The sequence below is a fragment of the Bacillus sp. FSL W8-0519 genome, from assembly GCF_038005585.1.
Taxonomy (GTDB): Bacteria; Bacillota; Bacilli; order Bacillales; family Bacillaceae_G; genus Bacillus_A; species Bacillus_A paranthracis.
The window spans coordinates 3,821,552-3,840,410 of record NZ_JBBOTL010000001.1; the positions used below are offsets into that span (position 1 = coordinate 3,821,552).

The following is an 18,859-nucleotide window of genomic DNA, read 5'->3' on the forward strand; positions in this document are numbered from 1 at the left end:
AAAATGTTCCACACTCTAGGATAAAGGTTATTGGCCAGAAACTCAACTAAAAATTTGTCGAAATACGAAGGAAAAAAACAGAAAGAACATCTTTTCCCTTCTTTATTGCGATTTTTATACTGGAAGAATATAATAAAAAAACAGTAAAAAGGAGGAATTGCAATGAAAAAAATTGAGGTTTACACACAACCTGATTGTCCGCCATGTGTTATTGTGAAAGAATTTTTAAAGCATAATAACGTTGTATACGAAGAGTTTGACGTAAAAAAAGACGCCGCTGCTCGCAATCGTCTTTTATATGACTATGATTCTTATTCAACTCCGACGGTTGTAATTGATGGAGAAGTTGTTGCTGGTTTTCAAATTGAAAAATTACAACAACTTCTGAATATAGAATAGGAATAGGTAAAGACCTATTCCTATTTTTATCCCGATATATTTTGGAAGTATGCATCCGATTGTGGCAAGTTCATATTAAACGGGATATGCCCCTGATTAAAGTTTCACTTTATAATTGTTGTAACCTTTTTATTTCAGTTAAAAGTTCTTGACTTTCATGATATCCAGCCAATTTCCACTTCCCTTGATCTCTTTGCAATGTTACAATTTGATATTGTCCACTTTTCGCCCGCTCATAAACATATAAAATTTTATGCTCTTCATCATATGACATTTTCGTTTCTGAATTAAAAGAAAATGGCGCTTCTTTTGCTGGAAGTAAATATTCACCACTTTGTTTATCACTTCTACTATTTTCATCTGTAAATACTTGAAGGAAATTCTCTGTAAAATATGGTGATAACGTTTCTATCATCTTATTCATCGGCAAACGCTTCCCACGAATTGAAAATTGGCTTTCATAGCCTTTTTGTATCGTTACAAACACTTCTTTCCGATCGACTTTCACTTCCTCTTTTCCTAAAACAGTTGTAACACTATAACCAACTAGAAAGGCAACGCATACAAATAGAACTAACCATATTCCATATTTTCTCATTTTTTCACCTTCCTTTTAAGAAAACTTGTCTTTGTAGTATTCATTGTAACAATGATTATGCAAAGAAAGGGCTGGTTTCGTTCGTAAAATCTTTACAACGATAGACAGCATTTTCGGCACCATTTTCACTATTACCAATTTATGATAAAAACAAACAAAAAATGCACGAATCTCTTCGTGCATTAAAATAAAACATCTTCTTCATATAAATATTCATACGATAAATCTATAAATAAAAAGTTTTCATCATCAATCGGGAAAGAAAATGTTCGTACCATCTCACCGGTTTCAATATCAGCATATAAATCTGAAAGTCTTGCCTTATTCTCAAAACGCATTTTCATAATATTCTCTAGAAAATACGGGCGCCAACTCCAGTTCTTCATATAATACTCAGGCATCACAATCCATTCCCCATCTTTTTTCATAACGTTTCCTGATTGTTGGAAACCATCTTCGTTACAAATAAATATACGAAAACTACATTGTGATACACTTTGGCTAAATTGTAATAACCAATCATTTATATCTTCATTCTTTTTCTGTTTGGCTAAAACATCGCCAATTCGATCACGTAACATTTCTGTTAAATTATAAATCTTTTGTAGTTTTTTCTTCTCATGTTGAATAAATTGATGACACTCATTACCAAGTCGTTCTTTCAAAACGTTCGTTTCAATAAAATCAGGTAAGCATTCTTTCAAATAATTCCCTTGATAGTACCTACCACCGTTTTTCCATGCATATTGTAATTGATAAAAAGCATCTATTTCTTCATATAACAATGTCGCACCAATTCTTCTAGCAAGTAATGATAAAGAATATAAAATATCTTGATAAGATTGTAAAAGTGCAGTTTGCCTTAAATTTGTTAAATCTACTTTTAAAATATCAGGTGCTAACACGCTAATACGTTCTAAATTACTTGTACCTGTTCCGACTTTATTAATCGAAATTTGAATACCATATGTACGATAATACATAAGCAAATGATTAAATTGCTCTATATCTTCTTTACATTCATGTTCTGTAATCTCTAAAACAATGTTTTTCAAATTTAAACCTTGTTTTTCATACATCAATAAAAGTTGAAGCAAACTTTCATCATCATCGTTCATTAATACGTTAGCATTTCGATGTATAAATAATAATAGTTTTTGATCACTTTCTAAATAACGATTTAAAGCTTTTTCTACTATAATGTTATCCGCTTCTAGTTGAAACTCACTTGGAATAGAGTCATCATGAAAGAAAGAAGCTAAACTTTGTATGCCCTCTTCTGTTTGAATACGCCCTACTACTTCATATCCAATTACAGTATGTTCATCAGCACTAAAAATTGCTTGATAATAAGGAAGGACTTTATCCAAGTTACTCATTACATCTAATGCATCTATCAACGTGCTTCCCTCCCTTTACTTTTCAAAAATTATAACATGATATTTACGGAAAAATAATAAAAAATCCCTTCAGTTTTCCTGAAGGGATTAGAGGGGTAAAATGCTAAGGGGAATTAGCAATTCTACTATGAAGAAAAAAGAGGTCTTAAATATAACGTATATATGACCTCTTGTAAACACTTTTCTTTCATATGTCACAATTCCGTCACATTTTTCTTATCCCTTTTAAAATGGATATTGATGTAAATGTTGTCCTCCATCCATTGTCATGCACGTTCCATTTATGTACGCAGCTTCATCTGAACATAAATAATAAGCTAGACCTGCAATTTCTTCTGGCGTACCCAGTCTTCCAAGCGGAACACTTTGTATCGTACGCTTAGCCATTTCTTCTGAAATCCATAATTTATCAGCACCGCCCGTACGTTCAATTGGTCCTGGCGCAATAGCGTTAACTCGGATTCCATATTTACGTCCCCACTCAACAGCGAGTGTTTTCGTCATTGCTAATACTCCAGCCTTCGCTGCAGCCGAATGAATAACTCCCGGACCTGCATCCCACGCATATGTTGCTACCATGTTAATGATATTTCCTTTTATACCTTTTTCAATCCAATATTTTCCGACAGCCTGGCTACAGTAAAATGTACCGTTTAACACAATATTAATAACCGAATTCCAGCCGTTCACGGATAAATCTTCTGCTGGACAAATAAAGTTTCCAGCTGCATTATTTATTAAAATATCAATTCGTCCAAACTTCTCATCAATCTGTTCAATCATTTTCTGAATATCATCCGTATTTCTTACATCCATTTGTACCGGTAATATTTGTCCTGGAAATTGTTCAATTTCCAATTTTGTTTCCTCTAGTTTTTCCTTTGTACGTCCTGTAATAACAACTCGTGCCCCTTCTTTTGCAAAACGAGTCGCCATTCCTTTTCCCATTCCACTCGATCCACCTGTTATAATAACTACTTTTTCTTTCATATATATCCCCTCCAAAAAATGAATACACATTCATTTTATCATTTTATTTAATAGAAATCTTTATATTTTTAAACTTTTCTGATATTTTAACGTAAAGAGATTTCTTTTCATTCGTTTTTTCGTAATCAATACTACTTTTTTATTATTTAAAATATATTTCAAATAAACTGAAAAGGAGGTTTGAGTAACCTGTAAATAGAGCGAACATATATGATATAAGTCAAATAGGTATACTCATATTTTTATGAAGAAAATTACAAGAAGAGATTTTTTAAAAACTGGAATGCGAACTTGTCTATATTCATTTATAACGACTAGCATCGGATACTATTACGCTAAATATATTGAGCCTCATCTACTCTCTTTTACAGAACATACACTGAAATCACAACTCATACCAAAAAGTTTTCATGGTATGAAGATTCTTCAATTCAGCGATTTACATCTCGGATACTATTTCTCTCTCCACCATTTATCTAAAATCGTTTCTAAAATTAATGCTGTAAAACCCGACATTGTTCTTTTTACTGGCGATCTCATTGATAATTATCAAACATATACTGACACTCCTTTCGTTGCATCCATTTTAAAAAATATACAAGCTCCCTTCGGTAAATTTTCTATTTATGGTAACCATGATCACGGCGGATATGGAACGGAGTACTACGAACACATCATGCGTGAATCTGGATTTGAACTATTACTAAATAGCGAAAAGAAAATCCGTCTGCTGGATAATAGTGAGATTTCCATTTTCGGTCTTGATGATATACTATTAGGCAAACCAAAAATAAAGGAGACACTACAGCGCGCTCGGAAAAACACTTATAACATTGTTCTTGTTCACGAACCAGATATTGCACCGCAAATCGCTAACTATCCAGTTAACTTACAGCTTTCTGGTCATAGTCATGGCGGACAAGTACAAATTCCTTTTTTGGGCGCTATTATTACCCCAGCACTTGCTAAAAACTATGTAGAAGGTTTCTATACGATCCAAGATTTAGCTCTCTATGTCAACCGAGGCCTCGGAAGAACTCGTGTCCCCTTCCGATTTATGTCAAAACCTGAAATTACGATTTTCACGCTCCAACATTCGTAATCATTCGCCTATTTTCTTACATATCCTTTCTTGTACGCGCTCATCCACGTTTCATTTACCATATGATAAAAGTGAGTCCAATAAAGGAGGTTTGTTCATGTATCCATATTATCAACCAATCCCAGTCCGTTCAGCACCTATTGGTCCAGTAGGCGACTCACGCTTCTTTCCATTTTTTGGAGTTCCATTTCTAGCTGGTATTGCTGGTGGACTGCTTGGCGGGGCATTAGCTTTCGGTCCTAGACCATATTACCCACCATATCCACCACCTTTTCCACCGCCAGCACCTTACCCTTGTTATGGTGGACCTTGTCAACAGCCATACTATTATTAATGTACCGCAACAATTCTACCAATGTTATTCCCTCTCTTAACCGATTCATAATCCATTAACATGCTTACAATAAAAACTATTCTCTCTACGCATGCTTCTATTTTGAGAACATACAATAAGTAGAGAACAAAGTAAAAACCTCTTTTTAAAAAGAGGTTTTTACTTTGTTCTCATTATTCGGCATCTGTGTTTTGATACGCCATCTTAAATAACTTCACTTGGCTATCAATCTCTTCTGCCCCATTATTAATAACATAATAATAGTCACCGTCTTTATTTTGTTCACGTGTTTTCACATTATCAGCTAAAGTAAGCTGTAAAATCGCCTTAATTCGTGCCTTCATTTCAATATCTAATATCGGGAAAGATATTTCTACACGTTTCTCCATATTTCTTGTCATCCAGTCAGCTGAAGATAAATATATTTTCTCTTCTCCATTATGATGGAAATAATAAATACGGCTATGTTCTAAATATCTCCCGACAACACTAACTACCCGAATATTTTCACTTACATTTGGAATACCAGGTCGTAGGCAGCATGTTCCTCGAACGATGAGCTCTACCTTTACTCCAGCTTGTGATGCTTCATACATTTTTTTAATAAGTGGTTTATCAGTTAATGAATTCATTTTAGCAATGATATATCCATTTCCATATTGTCTATGATAACGAATTTCTTCATCTATTAAATCGATAAATTGCTCTCTTATATCAAATGGTGCAACCGATAAATGATGAAAATGCGGCTTTGTTGTATAACCACTCAAATAATTAAAGAAATTTGTTGCATCGACCCCAAAGTCTTTTCGTGATGTAATATAGCCAAAATCAGTATATAGCTTTGCGGTTGCATCATTGTAATTTCCGGTTCCAAGATGTACGAACCTTTCAATTTTTCCGTTTTTTCTTCTTACAACTAGCGTAATTTTACTATGTGTTTTCAAATGACTTACACCGTAAATAACATGACAACCCGCCTGTTCTAATTCTTTAGCCCAATGCACATTATTTTCTTCATCAAACCTTGCCTTTAACTCAACTAATACCGTCACTTGTTTCCCTTTTTCAGCCGCTACCTTTAGCGCCTGAATAATTGGAGAATCACCACTTACTCGATATAATGTTTGTTTGATCGCAAGTACATTCGGGTCGTCTGCTGCATCACGAACAAAATCAACTACTGGCTGAAACGATTCAAACGGATGATGTAATAAAATATCATGCTCAATTGCTTTTTCAAATACATCTTCCGCATCCCCTAAATCTTGAGGTCGTTGTGGAATAAGAGCCGGATATACTAAATGTTCATATAAAGGCGCTAGTTTTTTATATAAAGAAAATAGACATGTTAAATCTAACGGTCCATCCATTATATACACATCTTCATCTTTTACTTCCAACACTTCATATAATAACGCTAATACTCTTTCATCAATGTGTTCTTTGCCAACTTCTAAACGTACAGCAGCTCCCCACTTACGCTTTTTTAATTCTTTTTCAATTACTTTTAATAAATCTCTCGCACCTTCTTCGTGAATTGTTAAATCCGCATTGCGTGTAATACGGAAACGAGTAACAGATGATACTTTATATCCTGTAAATAATTTATGAGTAAAACTACTAATTACGTCTTCTAATAAAATAAATTTATGCTTTTGTCCTTCACTCGGTAAAAATATGAAACGTTCCAGTAGTGAAGGAACTTGTACAATTCCTAACTTCGTGCGGTTTTCTTCTTCCACTTGTTTCTCATCATATAAAAGAGTAGCTAAATTTAAACTTTTATTTAATAACATCGGAAATGGACGATATGCATCGATAGCCACAGGTGTTAAGACTGGGAAAATTTGTTCATCAAAATACTCTTCTATAAATTCTCTCTGTTCTTTCGTCAAATCATGGAATGTTAAACGCTCAATCCCCTCTAACTCCAGCGCTGGCAACACATAATTTTTAAACGTACCATACTGTACGGTCATTAATTCATGTGCTTTTATCGCAATTTTATTTAGTTGCTTTTTTGGTGTTAAGCCGGCCTTATTTTCTGGTTGGTTAAAACCAGCACTCACTTGATCCTTCAATCCTGCCACGCGTACCATAAAGAATTCATCTAAATTTGAGCTAAAAATGCTAATAAACTTTAATCTTTCTAAGAGTGGATTCGTTTCATCTTGTGCTTCTTGTAGTACACGTTCATTAAATGCTAACCAACTTAACTCTCGATTGTTGTAATAAGCTGTATCATTTAAATTTACTATATTCCCCTTCGATAATTCCATTCTCTTCACACTTCCCCTTGAAACTTTTTTACTATAATTTAGTTACTTTCATTTTAGCAAATTACAATATTATAAAGTGTAAATTTTTTGTAAAGACATCCGTACAACTCAATGCTTTAATTTAAATAATAAGTTAATATTTGTTTTCAATACTCTTTCTAGCTGTTTCTTCTGCTTTTCAGCTTGCACTTTTTCCGCTAACGCCGATTGTTCACATACAATTTCAAATGTTAATCCTTCTTTACTTTCTGTTATAGATATTGATTCAACAAGCGATCTTTGTCTTATATTTAAAGCTGCTGAAAATTGTAAAACAGCCCCTAAAAGGCGAATTTTCTTTTGTTCATTTTTATCAAACCATCCTTCAAATGGTGACAAATGTTGTTTGAATAACATTTTTGATTTATAAGACGCAATAAGCGCTAATCTTACTCGCTCTTTGTGCATCATACCATCAATTGTTTTATTCGCTAATAAATAAAACGTATGTAAGCGGCTCGCTTCTTCGTCTATATATTTGCCTATATTAAATACTTTCGCTGCTTGATGGAATACTTCCCAGTCTTTTACTGACATAGAAATCAGCCCTGTTTGTTCAAGTTGTTGACAAATCAATCTTCCATGTTTAATAAGCTGTATTACAAATTCCATGTCCATTTCATATTCATGTGATAATAAATACAAACTTTCTTCGACCACGTTCGGATAATATGAAATCCCCAAATCTTTTGTCAACTCTTCATAGAAAACACCTTCTCTTAATCCTTTTCTACTTAATACAAATGCTGGTGCCTCTATAACATTAACAAGCGTATGAAATACTTCGACTGCGGGAACAATTGTATCCGCTCGATCTTTTGCCAATCCTTCCAATTTTTGAAGTTCTATGAACGACAAGCCTTCCAATTCTTCTTTCACATTTTTAATATCTTCTTCTTTCATCTTGTATAAATGTACTCCTGCTATAGGATAACAAATTAAATTTTGATGAATTTTCACTAAGTTCCTCGCACTACCACCAATTGCAATAAGGGGTAATTTCTTATCAATTAACCATGGTAATGTTCGAAATTGATATTCTAAGTACGTTTGAAGCTTTTCCAACTCTTCTTCAGTAGGTATGTCCCCTTTAATAAATTGTTGCTTTAAAGAAAGTGCTCCAAAAGGAAAGCTATGATACTCTAAAATCTCTCTATTTCGAAAGTATGTAACTTCCGTACTTCCTCCACCAATATCTACTGTAATTCCTTCAGAGAACGAAGTTGAATTCATAACTGCTAAATAGCCGTAACGTGCTTCTTCATATTCTGATAATACTCTAAGAGTAAAGTCTGTTTGTCCTTCAACAAGTTTTTTAATTTCCTCTTGATTCTCAGCCTGCCTAATTGTTGCTGTTGCAACACAAAGTACATGGCGCAACTGATGGAATCGTGTACTTTCTTGAAATTGAAATAATGTTTGTAACAATACCTCTATTCCTTCTTCAATCAACACACCATCGACTAAGTAATTCCTTAACCTTGCAACCACTTTCGTATTTTCAATCTCTTTATAAAAACCTCCGTTTTGCTTTTCATAAATAACTAAACGCATTGTATTAGATCCAATATCTATAATGGCATATTGCTGTTTTAATATTTCTTTCAAACTTCTCACTCTTTCATTATCAAATTTCTAAAACACATTCTATTACTATTATACAAAATAGTTGTTTTTTGTAACAATATTGCTTTAATATTGAAAATATATACAATCACTTTTTGCATATAATAAAAATCGCTTTTTACTTATGGTATAATAATGAAAAATTGAAAGGAGATTTAATATGAAACCTTCACAACCACAATCTCAATTACAAAACCAACATTCTATTAATCGACTAGCTCAATCTATTTTCGTTGTGAATCGTCATGCTAAAGCTGCAACTAATCCGAAGTATTTATACTGGTTAAAAAAGACAGCTTTAGAACGCTTAATTACTGAAAAAAAAGCTATTAAAGAAGGATTACATTTCTCTAGAAATCCACGTTTTAGCCAACAACAATCTGATGTTCTTATACGTTTAGGTGATTACTTTTTCCATATTCCTCCTACAAAAGAAGATTTTCGAATCCTACCACATCTCGGTCATCTTGAATCCTCCTATCGAAATCCGAAAACAACCTTATCTTTAACAGTAGCAAAAAAAACACTTCAAGATTATATTGGTCCTGAAGCGCTAAAACAAGAAAAGAAATTAAGTGAACCTGTCCCATGGTATAGTCGTACCTATACAAAAAAATAAAACAGTTTGGCCAATTGTAGGCCAAACTGTTTTATTTTTTCTCTTCTTTAATTTTAATATTTGCTTGTTTATAAAAAGCAATTTTTTCTGTATTATAAGACTTCGTAAATTCATTAAACTTGTCTTTTTCTGATTCAATATCTTTATAAGACTGATTTACTACTTTTACTTTTTCACTAATATCTTTTAATTTCGTACCTTTATCTTGTAACATTGTATATAATTCTTTTTCTTGTTTTAACGATTTATTATAGCTATCATACATTTTGTTAAATGAATCATGTCGTTTCTCATATGTGCTTTTCACTTTATCCGCTTGATCTTTCAATTTCTTATCTTCAATTTTCTTCACATATTTATCTGCCGATTTCACTTCTTCTTGTGCCTTATTTAAAGATTCTTTTTCTTTTTTAAGCACTTTTTCTCGTTCATCTGTATTTTTCACTGCTTGGTTTAGTTTTTCCTTAACAGTTTGATTATTATCTTTTCCTTCTTGAACAATCTGGTTATATAATTCTTGTCCCTCTTTCTCTAAAGTTTCAAGTTTTTTTGCATCTTCAAACATTGTTTTTTCTTGCTTTGCAGCATTTTCAAATGCAACATATAATTCCTCTTCTGGTTTCGGCCCGAAACAACCCGCTAGTAAAGTCATTGATAATGCAGTTACAATTGCTAATTTACTATATTTCAACATCTTTTTCCTCCTACTTATATACGATCATCGTGTAAAAAGCTATGAAATTATATAACCTTCTATAAACTCCACACTCGCACCTTTTTCACGAAAATCATTCATATTGTTTATAATGCTTGTACAAATTGTATTACTTGAAATTACATTTTCCGTTTTTGAACTAAATAGCAGTTCCATATCCATCTTTTACTTGGCACTTTTTAAAACCTATTGATATTATGTATTACACAAAAGTACAACGGAATTCATCACAACCATAATAATTTGAAGAACAACAGTAATCATTCACCTGATAAAAGATGTTCGTTGTTCTCACACGTCTATCATTCTATCATTCCCTTTCCCGCTTTCTATCAAATAATCTCTTCGTTCATTTTACACAGTATAAATGCTATCTTGCAACAACTTACAATTATTCTTGCCATTCCCTAAAAAGGAAAAGTGTAGAGTATACTTTCCTCTACACTTTTAAAATGAAACACATTGTGCAAAATGCATTGACACATCCATCATAATTATATGCCTATTTCATATATTTTTAAAGACTTTTATTACAAAAAAAGTTCTTTTTGTAATAAAAGTCAAAAAAATGTTACAATAAAAACTTCTTCATATCATATTTCTTCAAATCAAAATTTCACTTATTTTTTTACAAATTTCTATGCTGGTACAATTGATTTTGTGCCTTTCTTAACAATTCTTCAAACGTTTTTCCTTCTATAGGATAACTAGCAGCCCCAAATAATAGAGTCATACTTAACAAACCATTTTCTATTTCACTTTCAATATTTTTCATTAATCGGTTTGTTATTGTCGACTTTTCATGTCCGTTATCAATTGCCACAATCACATACTTATTTTCATCCCACTTCGTAACGACATCGCCTTTACGAATTGTCTTTACAATCGTGCCCTCCAATTTTTGTACTAACACCTCCAATTTTTTTTCTTGCACTGTTTCTTTTAGTCCTTTCCATTCTTTCACAGAAAGAATGTACACTGTAATATTATGAGAATCTCGTTCTGATAAAGCAGCTACTTTCTCAAAAAAATCAACTACAAAATCATTACTTGCCATTCCTCCTACTTCCGTATCCATACGCCCACTCGCTTTTTTATCATACCAATGTCCAAAATAATAGCTGAGTATCATTTGCAATATATAAATAATAAAGACGGTATAAAATGATCGCGAATCCAGTTTTGTAATTACATCCTGAAGCGCAATCCATTCTGTAACTGCCACTGTATTCCCAAGTAATAATCCACTAATTTTCCCTTTATGTTTCATACTTCACCTCCCTTCTATACCAATATATGTTTCTATAACAATTATGTTTTTCTACAAAATAAAAAATGTACATATTGAGTGTACATTTCCGCTTAAGCTTGTCTACCATTTCTATTCTATTTCATATATATGCCATGCATCATTTTAGAAATATGGTGACCTACATGCTACAAAAGAAAAATCTATCAGATATTATACGTTTACTATCGGGGTTTCTGTAGTCGCTAAAATTACTATTTAATTCTTTCGGAGTAAACTTCATTACATACAATCAAATCGACGCTATTGTAAATATGGATCGAACAAAAAAGGGAATCAAAAAGGAACCTTTCATACAGGTTCCTTTTTATCATTGCCGTACAACAACTTCATTTGTTTGCAACGGACCATATGATACTCCGTTATATTGAAATGTATATGTAGCCTGAAATAGTGTGTTTTTGAGTTCTTTATCTTTATTTGCTTTTATTTTACAAATTAACTCTACCTTCTCATTTGGTAATAAATTATCGATTCTCCACCTTACAAGCTGGAACAGAAACTCGCTCATCCCCTTATCAACCTTTAATGAATTTGGAATATAGGCAAAATAATCTCGAATCATATGACTTACTACAACTCGTGAAATCATTTCCATTCCTTTATTTTCAACTTCAATTCGAATAATAAGTATGTCGTTTACATCATAGGTCAGTTCATATGAAAATTTTTCTTTATACATACTACGGATTTGTAATGTAACTGCTACGTTAGGACATTCATTTTCCTTTTTTGAGCCATCAATCCATAATACCGGTTGTAGCGGTATTGAACGCCTTCCTTGATCCGGAATTCGTTTCCATATTTTCATAATAATATTCACCCCATTTCAGATGCTTCATATCCATACGACCTTATTCTGCCTCTCTACACAATATTAATAAAGCTCGTTACAAACGATATATAGTTATTACTCTTCCTTTTATCCTATTCGACAAAGTAAAGAAAAAACCATTTTTCATCTGTTAACAGCAGGTATTCTTACTGAAATATTTTTTTACAATTTCCTTCATTGACTTTTTACCAATACTAAGTATTACTCACTCTTTCGCTGTCCATACAACAGAATATTTTGACGGAAGAAAAAGTTTGCCTTTTAGTCAAACTTGACTATAATATTCTTTATGGCTTTGTCAGTGCACTTGTGTAAATTGATTTTTAAAAATATATTTATAATTTTTATGCGCTGCACTCAAAACTTAATATAGTTTACTTATTATTAAAGGAGGGTTATCTTTGGAATCTCAATTATCAAAAAAAGACTCCAGCAAGACAAAATTTGTTGTTGCGGGTTTACTACTTGGTATTTTAATGGCGGCAATGGATAATACAATCGTTGCAACAGCAATGGCAACAATCGTTGGAGACCTAGGAGGATTTGACAAGTTCGTTTGGGTCACGTCTGCATATATGGTAGCAACAATGGCAGGAATGCCTATCTTCGGAAAACTTTCTGATATGTACGGACGGAAACGCTTTTATATTGGTGGCCTTATTCTTTTCTTGTTCGGTTCTGCACTTTGTGGAACAGCATCTAGTATTGAGCAATTAAGTATTTATAGAGCAATTCAAGGAATTGGTGGCGGAGCTCTTATGCCTATCGCCTTCACTATTATGTACGACATATTCCCACCAGAAAAGCGCGGAAAAATGACAGGGCTATTCGGTGCTGTTTTCGGAACATCTAGTGTATTCGGCCCTTTATTAGGTGCTTATATTACAGACTATATAAGTTGGCACTGGGTCTTCTATATTAATATTCCATTAGGACTTATCTCCTTCTTCTTCATTACGAAATATTATAGTGAATCTCTAGAATTTAGAAAACAAAAAATTGATTGGGCTGGCGCTATTACACTTGTTATTAGTATCGTTTGCTTAATGTTCGCATTAGAACTTGGTGGTAAAGAATACGCATGGAATTCCACTGTGATTATCGGCTTATTTACAACAGTTGTTATTATGCTTATTATTTTCTTCTTCGTAGAACGAAAAGCAACCGAGCCTATCATTTCTTTCCATCTATTTAAAAAACCTTTATTCGCAGCTAGCCAAGGTGTTGCCTTTTTCTATGGTGCCGCTTTTATCATCTGTACAGTTTATATCCCAATCTTCGTTCAAGGTGTTCTCGGTGGTTCAGCCTCAAATGCTGGATTAATTTTAACACCTATGATGATTGGCTCTGTAATTGGAAGTCAAACGGGTGGACAGTTAGCTTCTCGAACAAGTTATCGTAACATTATGATGGCATCTGGAGTTTTCTTCGTTCTTGGCATTTATTTACTAAGCACTTTAACAATGGACACACCTCGCCTACTCGTAACACTATTTATGGTTCTCGCTGGACTTGGTGTTGGTTTCTCATTCTCAGTTTTAAGTATGTCTTCGATTCACAAATTAGAAATGAGAGACCGTGGTTCTGCTACATCAACAAACTCATTTTTCCGTTCACTCGGTATGACTCTTGGTGTAACGATTTTCGGTACAATTCAAAATCATATTTTTACAGATAAACTAAACACTCTCTTCCCACCTGAACTAGCAAAATTAGCTCCAAAGGGTGGAGACACAAGTTTCTTATTATCACCAGGTGCTACCGATAAAATACCAACTGAAATATTAACTGGTATTAAAGAAGCTCTAGCTACATCTATTGCCAGTACATTCTTCTGGGCACTGATCCCGGCTGTACTAAGTATTATTTGCATTTTACTTATGGGAAATGAGCGTCTTTTTACAGGACCAAAAACGAAACAAAAACAAAAGCAGGTAAGTTAGTATAGAAAAAAGAAACGGCATACCCTTTATGAAAAAGGGTATGCCGTTTATAATATATAAAGTAAATCTTTGATCAGTAAGGAACCATTCCTACTGGTTATTATCCCTCACCAATCGGGATCAAGTTTCTATATACAGGAGAAAGAAACAGTAAACAAAAACATAGACAAAAGTGTGCATATATAGCAAAAAAGTAATTATGAAACAATATAAACCAAAAGAATTTTCAGAAATGCTTAATGTCTCTGTTAAGACATTGCAAAGGTGGGACAATCAAGGTGTTTTAACTGCTTACCGAAACCCAAAAGGAAGATATTTTGTATCTGTACTTTGCGAATTGGAAGAAATGGCAACAAAGTTAGCACTCAATAAAATAGGTCTAGGGATTGATTTAGGAGTGAAGGATTTTGCTACACGTAGCGATGGTATCGTTCATGAAAACATCAACAAAACAATAAAAGTAAAAAAGATAGAAAGACGGTTAAAACGTGAACAACGCTCTTTAGCACGTAAATTTGAAAATCTAAAAAAAAGAGGTGAAAAATCTGTTACTAATAAAAGAGTGAATATAGATAAAAATGTTCTTAGAGTGCAAAAGTTGCATGCTCGATTAGCGAATATTCGAATAGAGTATGTAAAGTCTATTGTAACGAGTGTGGTGAAAACCAAACCAACGTTTATTACAGTGGAAGATTTGAATGTGAAAGGTATGATGAAGAATAAACATTTATCTAAAACAATTGCCAAGCAGTCTTTTTTTACTTTTAAAACGTGGCTTTTGACGAAATGTGAGGAATATGGAATTGAATTACGTCAAGTAGACCGGTTTTATCCATCGTCAAAGTTATGCTCATGTTGCAGTCAAAAGAAAGCGGATTTAAAGCTATCTGACCGAGTATATACATGTGAATGTGGCAATGTAATGGATAGAGATTTGAACGCAGCGATCAACCTTTTACAAGCAAAAGAATATACAATACTAACGTAAATAGTTTGTATATATGTACGGTGGGCTACATCGGAATTTACGCCTGTGGAGTGTCACAGCAAACTGTAGTAGCAAGTGATTAGCGAGGCAGGGCACGTAGAAGCAGGAATACTCTAAGAATATACATTTGTCTATATTTTTAGTAGCAGTTGAGACAGAATGAGCATGAAATTAGTCATTCTCGGCTTACTACTCGAAGGAGATAAACATCCATATGAAGTGCAACACATCATGAAAGAAAGACAAATGGATTGTTATATTAAATATGCAAAAGGATCACTTTATTACGCCTTCGAGCAATTAGAAAAGCAAGGTGCAATTCGTGTTACAACTATTGTTCGAGATACAAATAGACCAGATAAAACAATTTTTCATATAACAGACGAAGGTAAACGGTTATTTCACACGTTACTATTAAAACAATTCGAGGCAAAAAATCAAATATATAAACCAATTTATTCGGCACTCTCTTTCGCTCATTTTGGTGATGACCAAGAGTTAGTTCCGATTTTAGAAAAAAAGAAAAATGATACCATTCAATATTTACATAACATGCAAACTATTTATGACTGTAGCAACGGACAAATTCCACGTGCACAACTATATATTTTGCAAAGCGTTATTGAACATATTACAGTCGAATTGCAATGGTTAAACACCCTTCTTGCAGATGCTGTTGCCGGTCGACTTTCAGAAATTGATATTGATACGGATTAAACTTTTAAAATAGAAACTGTAAAATGACAATATAGTTATTTTATTTCAAAGTCTAAAACAAGTATAACCCCATTCTAATTTAGGTTGAGGTTATGCTTGTTTAATTTTCTATATAAGATAAACCAATTATTTAATAACATAACTGGCATCTTATGTATGTATAGGTACCCATTTCTTTATAAATTTAATTGCACTTTATTTCAATTCTCCTCATGTTTCTTCACTCTAAAAAATCAGAAAAATACAAATAATTAAAATAAAAAACTTTAGAATTTTCTTATTTCAAAACAGTAGACAAAATTCCAAAAATTGTGTTAGAATTTGTTTCAATATCATATCGCTTGTTAAATTCCTTTCAAAAGGAAAATGGGTACACGAACAGTTTGTTTCGTGTTTAAAAGGGAAGCTTGGTGAAACTCCAACACGGTCCCGCCACTGTAAATGCTGAGATTTCTTTTTAATGCCACTGTGAAAACGGGAAGGTGAAAGAAATCATATGAAGCATAAGTCAGGAGACCTGCCTGTTTTAACAACACTGATAGATTCACGGATGATGATGAGGTGTTAAAACAAAAAGGAAGGCTTATTTTCTATGCCTATATGCTTTTTGTTATAGGTATTTCCTAGTAAACGGAAATGCTTACTTTCAATTAGGGAGGAATTTGAAATGGCAATTCAAACAAGTAACTTAGGTTATCCACGTATCGGACTACAACGAGAGTGGAAAAAAACATTGGAAGCTTTTTGGTCTAATAAAATCGATGAAGAACAATTTTTAACAACAATGAAAGAAATTCGTCTTCAACACGTTAAAGCACAGCAAGAAAAAGGGATTGAACTTATTCCAATTGGCGACTTTACATATTACGATCACGTTTTGGATACTGCTTATATGCTAGGATTTATCCCATCACGTTTTTCTGAGTTTACATCTTACCTTGATGTATATTTCGCAATGGCGCGTGGCTCTAAAGATCACGTAGCTTCCGAAATGACAAAATGGTTTAATACAAACTATCATTATATCGTTCCAGAATATGAAGAGGGATTACAAATCTCTTTAAAAGATAATCGTCCACTTCGCTTATACGAAGAGGCAAAACAAGAATTAGGAGTAGATGGAAAACCTGTTATTTTAGGGCCATATACTTTCTTGAAATTAGCTAAAGGCTATACACAAGAGCAATTTGCTACTATTTTAAAACAGTTAGTTGCACCTTACGTACAACTGCTTTCAGAACTACATGCAGCTGGTGCACAAATCATTCAAGTTGATGAACCGATTTTCGCTTCTTTAACGAAAGAAGAAGTTCAACAAGCAAAAGAAATTTATGAAGCTATTCGTAGAGAAGTTCCAAATGCGAATCTTCTTTTACAAACATATTTTGATAGTGTAGAAGAAAACTATGAAGAAATCATTACATTCCCAGTATCAAGTATTGGATTAGATTTCATTCATGGTAAAGAAGGTAATCTACATGCTATTTCAAAATATGGATTCCCAGCTGATAAAACTTTAGCTGTTGGTTGTATAGATGGCCGTAACATTTGGAGAGCCGATCTTGATGAAGTTCTTACGTTATTTACAACGTTACAAAAACAAGTCCAAACGAAAAACTTCATCGTTCAGCCTTCTTGTAGCTTATTGCATACGCCAATCGATAAAACAGAAGAAACTCACTTATCGACTGAGCTATTTGACGCGTTGGCATTTGCAAATCAAAAATTAGAAGAGTTAGTTCTTATTCATTCCGCTCTAACTCAAGGTACAGAAAGTATTCGTAATGAGCTGGAAACATATCGAAATGTACATCATACAATTCGTTCATCTGCTGCACGTAACCGAGAAGATGTCAAAGCAGCACGAACAGCACTAAAAGAAGAAGATTTTTCACGACCTCTTCCATTTGAAAAACGATATGAATTACAACAAGTTGCTTTGAAGTTACCGTTGTTACCAACAACAACTATCGGTAGCTTCCCGCAAACAACTGAAGTTCGCCAAACGCGAAAAGAATGGCGTAACGGTGTTATTTCAAATGAACAATATGAACAATTTATTGAAAAAGAGACAGAAAAATGGATTCGTTACCAAGAAGAAATTGGTCTTGATGTTCTTGTACATGGTGAGTTTGAAAGAACTGACATGGTCGAATATTTTGGTGAACGCCTTGCTGGTTTCTCATTCACTAAAAACGGTTGGGTGCAATCATACGGTTCCCGCTGCGTAAAACCACCTGTTATTTATGGTGATGTAGCCTTTATTAACGGAATGACTATTAAGGAAACTGTTTATGCACAAAGCTTAACAGAGAAAGTTGTAAAAGGCATGTTAACTGGACCTGTTACGATTTTAAATTGGTCCTTCGTTCGAAATGACATTCCAAGAAAAGAAGTTTCATATCAAATTGCATTAGCTCTTCGTCATGAAATTGAACTACTTGAATCTTCCGGAATTCGAGTAATTCAAGTCGATGAGCCAGCACTTCGTGAAGGAATGCCACTAAAAGAAAAAGATTGGGACGCTTATATTACATGGGCAGTACAATCCTTCCTTTTAGCCACTTCATCTGTAGCAAATGAAACACAAATTCATACTCATATGTGTTACAGTAACTTCGAAGATATCGTTGATGCGATTCGCGCATTAGATGCAGATGTGATTTCTATCGAAACATCAAGAAGTCACGGTGAATTTATTGATACATTAAAACATACAACATATGAAAAAGGCATCGGTCTAGGTGTATATGATATTCATAGCCCACGTGTACCAAGTAAAGATGAAATGTATAAAATCGTAGAACAATCTTTAAAAGTATGCGATCCTAAATATTTCTGGATTAATCCTGATTGTGGTTTAAAAACGAGAAGAACAGAAGAAGTTATTCCAGCTTTAGAGCACATGGTGCAAGCGGCAAAAGACGCTCGTTCCTTGCTAAAAACAAACGCATAATAAAAAT

Annotated in this window: 16 protein-coding genes, 1 pseudogene and 1 riboswitch; of the genes and pseudogenes, 9 read left to right on the plus strand and 8 right to left on the minus strand. The window is 33.4% G+C overall.

The genetic code is table 11. From position 1 onward, the window contains the following. Nucleotides 1–162 precede the first annotated feature (162 nt). Complete coding sequence (locus tag NST14_RS19880) at nt 163–399, plus strand: glutaredoxin family protein (protein ID WP_000717880.1); 237 nt, start codon at nt 163–165, stop codon at nt 397–399. Between the two features lie 109 nt (nt 400–508). Here the strand turns inward: NST14_RS19880 and NST14_RS19885 are convergent, their stop codons facing one another. From NST14_RS19885 to fadH, 3 genes are all read right to left on the minus strand, one after another. Then, a complete protein-coding gene (locus NST14_RS19885; RefSeq protein ID WP_001233820.1) occupies nt 509–997 on the minus strand; it encodes a DUF3993 domain-containing protein in 489 nt (162 codons plus the stop codon). Nucleotides 998–1,179: 182 nt separating this feature from the next. Further along, nucleotides 1,180–2,397 carry an EAL domain-containing protein gene (locus NST14_RS19890; protein ID WP_000564304.1) on the minus strand — a complete coding sequence of 406 codons (1,218 nt, stop codon included), beginning with the start codon at nt 2,395–2,397 and terminating at the stop codon, nt 1,180–1,182. Between the two features lie 225 nt (nt 2,398–2,622). After that, nucleotides 2,623–3,387, minus strand: a complete 765-nt coding sequence (gene fadH / locus NST14_RS19895; RefSeq protein ID WP_000660909.1) for a 2,4-dienoyl-CoA reductase — start codon at nt 3,385–3,387, stop codon at nt 2,623–2,625. 244 nt (nt 3,388–3,631) lie between these two features. Between fadH and NST14_RS19900 the strand changes: the two genes are divergently transcribed. Together NST14_RS19900 and NST14_RS19905 are read left to right on the plus strand one after the other, a co-directional pair. After that, the gene (locus NST14_RS19900; protein ID WP_000724508.1) at nt 3,632–4,489 is read left to right on the plus strand and encodes a metallophosphoesterase; all 858 of its coding nucleotides are present in this window, start codon (nt 3,632–3,634) and stop codon (nt 4,487–4,489) included. A gap of 97 nt (nt 4,490–4,586) precedes the next feature. Then, the gene (locus NST14_RS19905) at nt 4,587–4,823 is read left to right on the plus strand and encodes a hypothetical protein (protein ID WP_000283743.1); all 237 of its coding nucleotides are present in this window, start codon (nt 4,587–4,589) and stop codon (nt 4,821–4,823) included. 173 nt (nt 4,824–4,996) lie between these two features. On the opposite strand, the gene NST14_RS19910 is transcribed toward NST14_RS19905, so the two are convergent. Both NST14_RS19910 and ppx read right to left on the minus strand, forming a co-directional pair. Continuing rightward, a complete protein-coding gene (locus tag NST14_RS19910; RefSeq protein WP_000423563.1) occupies nt 4,997–7,105 on the minus strand; it encodes a polyphosphate kinase in 2,109 nt (702 codons plus the stop codon). A 108-nt stretch (nt 7,106–7,213) separates the two neighbouring features. Then, nucleotides 7,214–8,752: an exopolyphosphatase gene (gene ppx, locus NST14_RS19915; RefSeq protein ID WP_000658870.1), complete on the minus strand. Its 1,539-nt coding sequence runs from the start codon at nt 8,750–8,752 to the stop codon at nt 7,214–7,216. A gap of 178 nt (nt 8,753–8,930) precedes the next feature. On the opposite strand from ppx, the gene NST14_RS19920 reads away from it, so the two are divergent. Next, entirely contained in the window at nt 8,931–9,389 is a 459-nt protein-coding gene (locus tag NST14_RS19920; RefSeq protein WP_000804868.1) for a YkyB family protein, read from the plus strand. Nucleotides 9,390–9,420: 31 nt separating this feature from the next. Here NST14_RS19920 and NST14_RS19925 read toward each other — a convergent pair whose 3' ends face one another. Both NST14_RS19925 and NST14_RS19930 read right to left on the minus strand, forming a co-directional pair. Beyond that, nucleotides 9,421–10,083, minus strand: a complete 663-nt coding sequence (locus NST14_RS19925; protein ID WP_000922491.1) for a YkyA family protein — start codon at nt 10,081–10,083, stop codon at nt 9,421–9,423. Nucleotides 10,084–10,732: 649 nt separating this feature from the next. Further along, on the minus strand, nt 10,733–11,374 hold the full coding sequence (locus NST14_RS19930) for a diguanylate cyclase domain-containing protein (RefSeq protein ID WP_000680835.1): 642 nt from the start codon (nt 11,372–11,374) through the stop codon (nt 10,733–10,735). Between the two features lie 164 nt (nt 11,375–11,538). Here NST14_RS19930 and NST14_RS19935 point away from each other — a divergent pair. After that, nucleotides 11,539–11,784 (plus strand): annotated as a pseudogene (locus tag NST14_RS19935) (hypothetical protein). Here the strand turns inward: NST14_RS19935 and NST14_RS19940 are convergent. Beyond that, nucleotides 11,724–12,224 (minus strand): hypothetical protein, encoded by a 501-nt coding sequence (locus NST14_RS19940; RefSeq protein ID WP_000708168.1) that lies wholly within the window; start codon nt 12,222–12,224, stop codon nt 11,724–11,726. The pseudogene NST14_RS19935 and the gene NST14_RS19940 overlap by 61 nt on opposite strands. A 425-nt stretch (nt 12,225–12,649) precedes the next feature. On the opposite strand from NST14_RS19940, the gene NST14_RS19945 reads away from it, so the two are divergent. The 4 genes from NST14_RS19945 to metE all read left to right on the plus strand — a co-directional run bounded on the left by NST14_RS19945 (nt 12,650) and on the right by metE (nt 18,852). Further along, on the plus strand, nt 12,650–14,191 hold the full coding sequence (locus NST14_RS19945) for an MDR family MFS transporter (protein WP_000445753.1): 1,542 nt from the start codon (nt 12,650–12,652) through the stop codon (nt 14,189–14,191). Between the two features lie 199 nt (nt 14,192–14,390). Next, complete coding sequence (locus NST14_RS19950; protein WP_073536030.1) at nt 14,391–15,179, plus strand: RNA-guided endonuclease TnpB family protein; 789 nt, start codon at nt 14,391–14,393, stop codon at nt 15,177–15,179. A gap of 159 nt (nt 15,180–15,338) precedes the next feature. Continuing rightward, nucleotides 15,339–15,896 (plus strand): PadR family transcriptional regulator, encoded by a 558-nt coding sequence (locus tag NST14_RS19955; protein ID WP_000062073.1) that lies wholly within the window; start codon nt 15,339–15,341, stop codon nt 15,894–15,896. Between the two features lie 351 nt (nt 15,897–16,247). Beyond that, nucleotides 16,248–16,435, plus strand: a riboswitch (cobalamin riboswitch). Between the two features lie 128 nt (nt 16,436–16,563). Beyond that, on the plus strand, nt 16,564–18,852 hold the full coding sequence (gene metE / locus NST14_RS19960) for a 5-methyltetrahydropteroyltriglutamate--homocysteine S-methyltransferase (RefSeq protein ID WP_001007595.1): 2,289 nt from the start codon (nt 16,564–16,566) through the stop codon (nt 18,850–18,852). Nucleotides 18,853–18,859 lie beyond the last annotated feature (7 nt).

Bases quoted from the DNA above. Each gene is read 5' to 3' on its own strand.
- metE (WP_001007595.1), top strand. From the start codon at position 16,564: ATGGCAATTCAAACAAGTAACTTAGGTTATCCACGTATCGGACTACAA.
- fadH (WP_000660909.1), bottom strand. From the start codon at position 3,387: ATGAAAGAAAAAGTAGTTATTATAACAGGTGGATCGAGTGGAATGGGA.
- NST14_RS19930 (WP_000680835.1), bottom strand. From the start codon at position 11,374: ATGAAACATAAAGGGAAAATTAGTGGATTATTACTTGGGAATACAGTG.
- NST14_RS19940 (WP_000708168.1), bottom strand. From the start codon at position 12,224: ATGAAAATATGGAAACGAATTCCGGATCAAGGAAGGCGTTCAATACCG.
- NST14_RS19885 (WP_001233820.1), bottom strand. From the start codon at position 997: ATGAGAAAATATGGAATATGGTTAGTTCTATTTGTATGCGTTGCCTTT.
- NST14_RS19910 (WP_000423563.1), bottom strand. From the start codon at position 7,105: ATGGAATTATCGAAGGGGAATATAGTAAATTTAAATGATACAGCTTAT.
- NST14_RS19900 (WP_000724508.1), top strand. From the start codon at position 3,632: ATGAAGAAAATTACAAGAAGAGATTTTTTAAAAACTGGAATGCGAACT.
- NST14_RS19880 (WP_000717880.1), top strand. From the start codon at position 163: ATGAAAAAAATTGAGGTTTACACACAACCTGATTGTCCGCCATGTGTT.
- NST14_RS19920 (WP_000804868.1), top strand. From the start codon at position 8,931: ATGAAACCTTCACAACCACAATCTCAATTACAAAACCAACATTCTATT.
- NST14_RS19955 (WP_000062073.1), top strand. From the start codon at position 15,339: ATGAGCATGAAATTAGTCATTCTCGGCTTACTACTCGAAGGAGATAAA.
- NST14_RS19950 (WP_073536030.1), top strand. From the start codon at position 14,391: ATGAAACAATATAAACCAAAAGAATTTTCAGAAATGCTTAATGTCTCT.
- NST14_RS19905 (WP_000283743.1), top strand. From the start codon at position 4,587: ATGTATCCATATTATCAACCAATCCCAGTCCGTTCAGCACCTATTGGT.
- NST14_RS19925 (WP_000922491.1), bottom strand. From the start codon at position 10,083: ATGTTGAAATATAGTAAATTAGCAATTGTAACTGCATTATCAATGACT.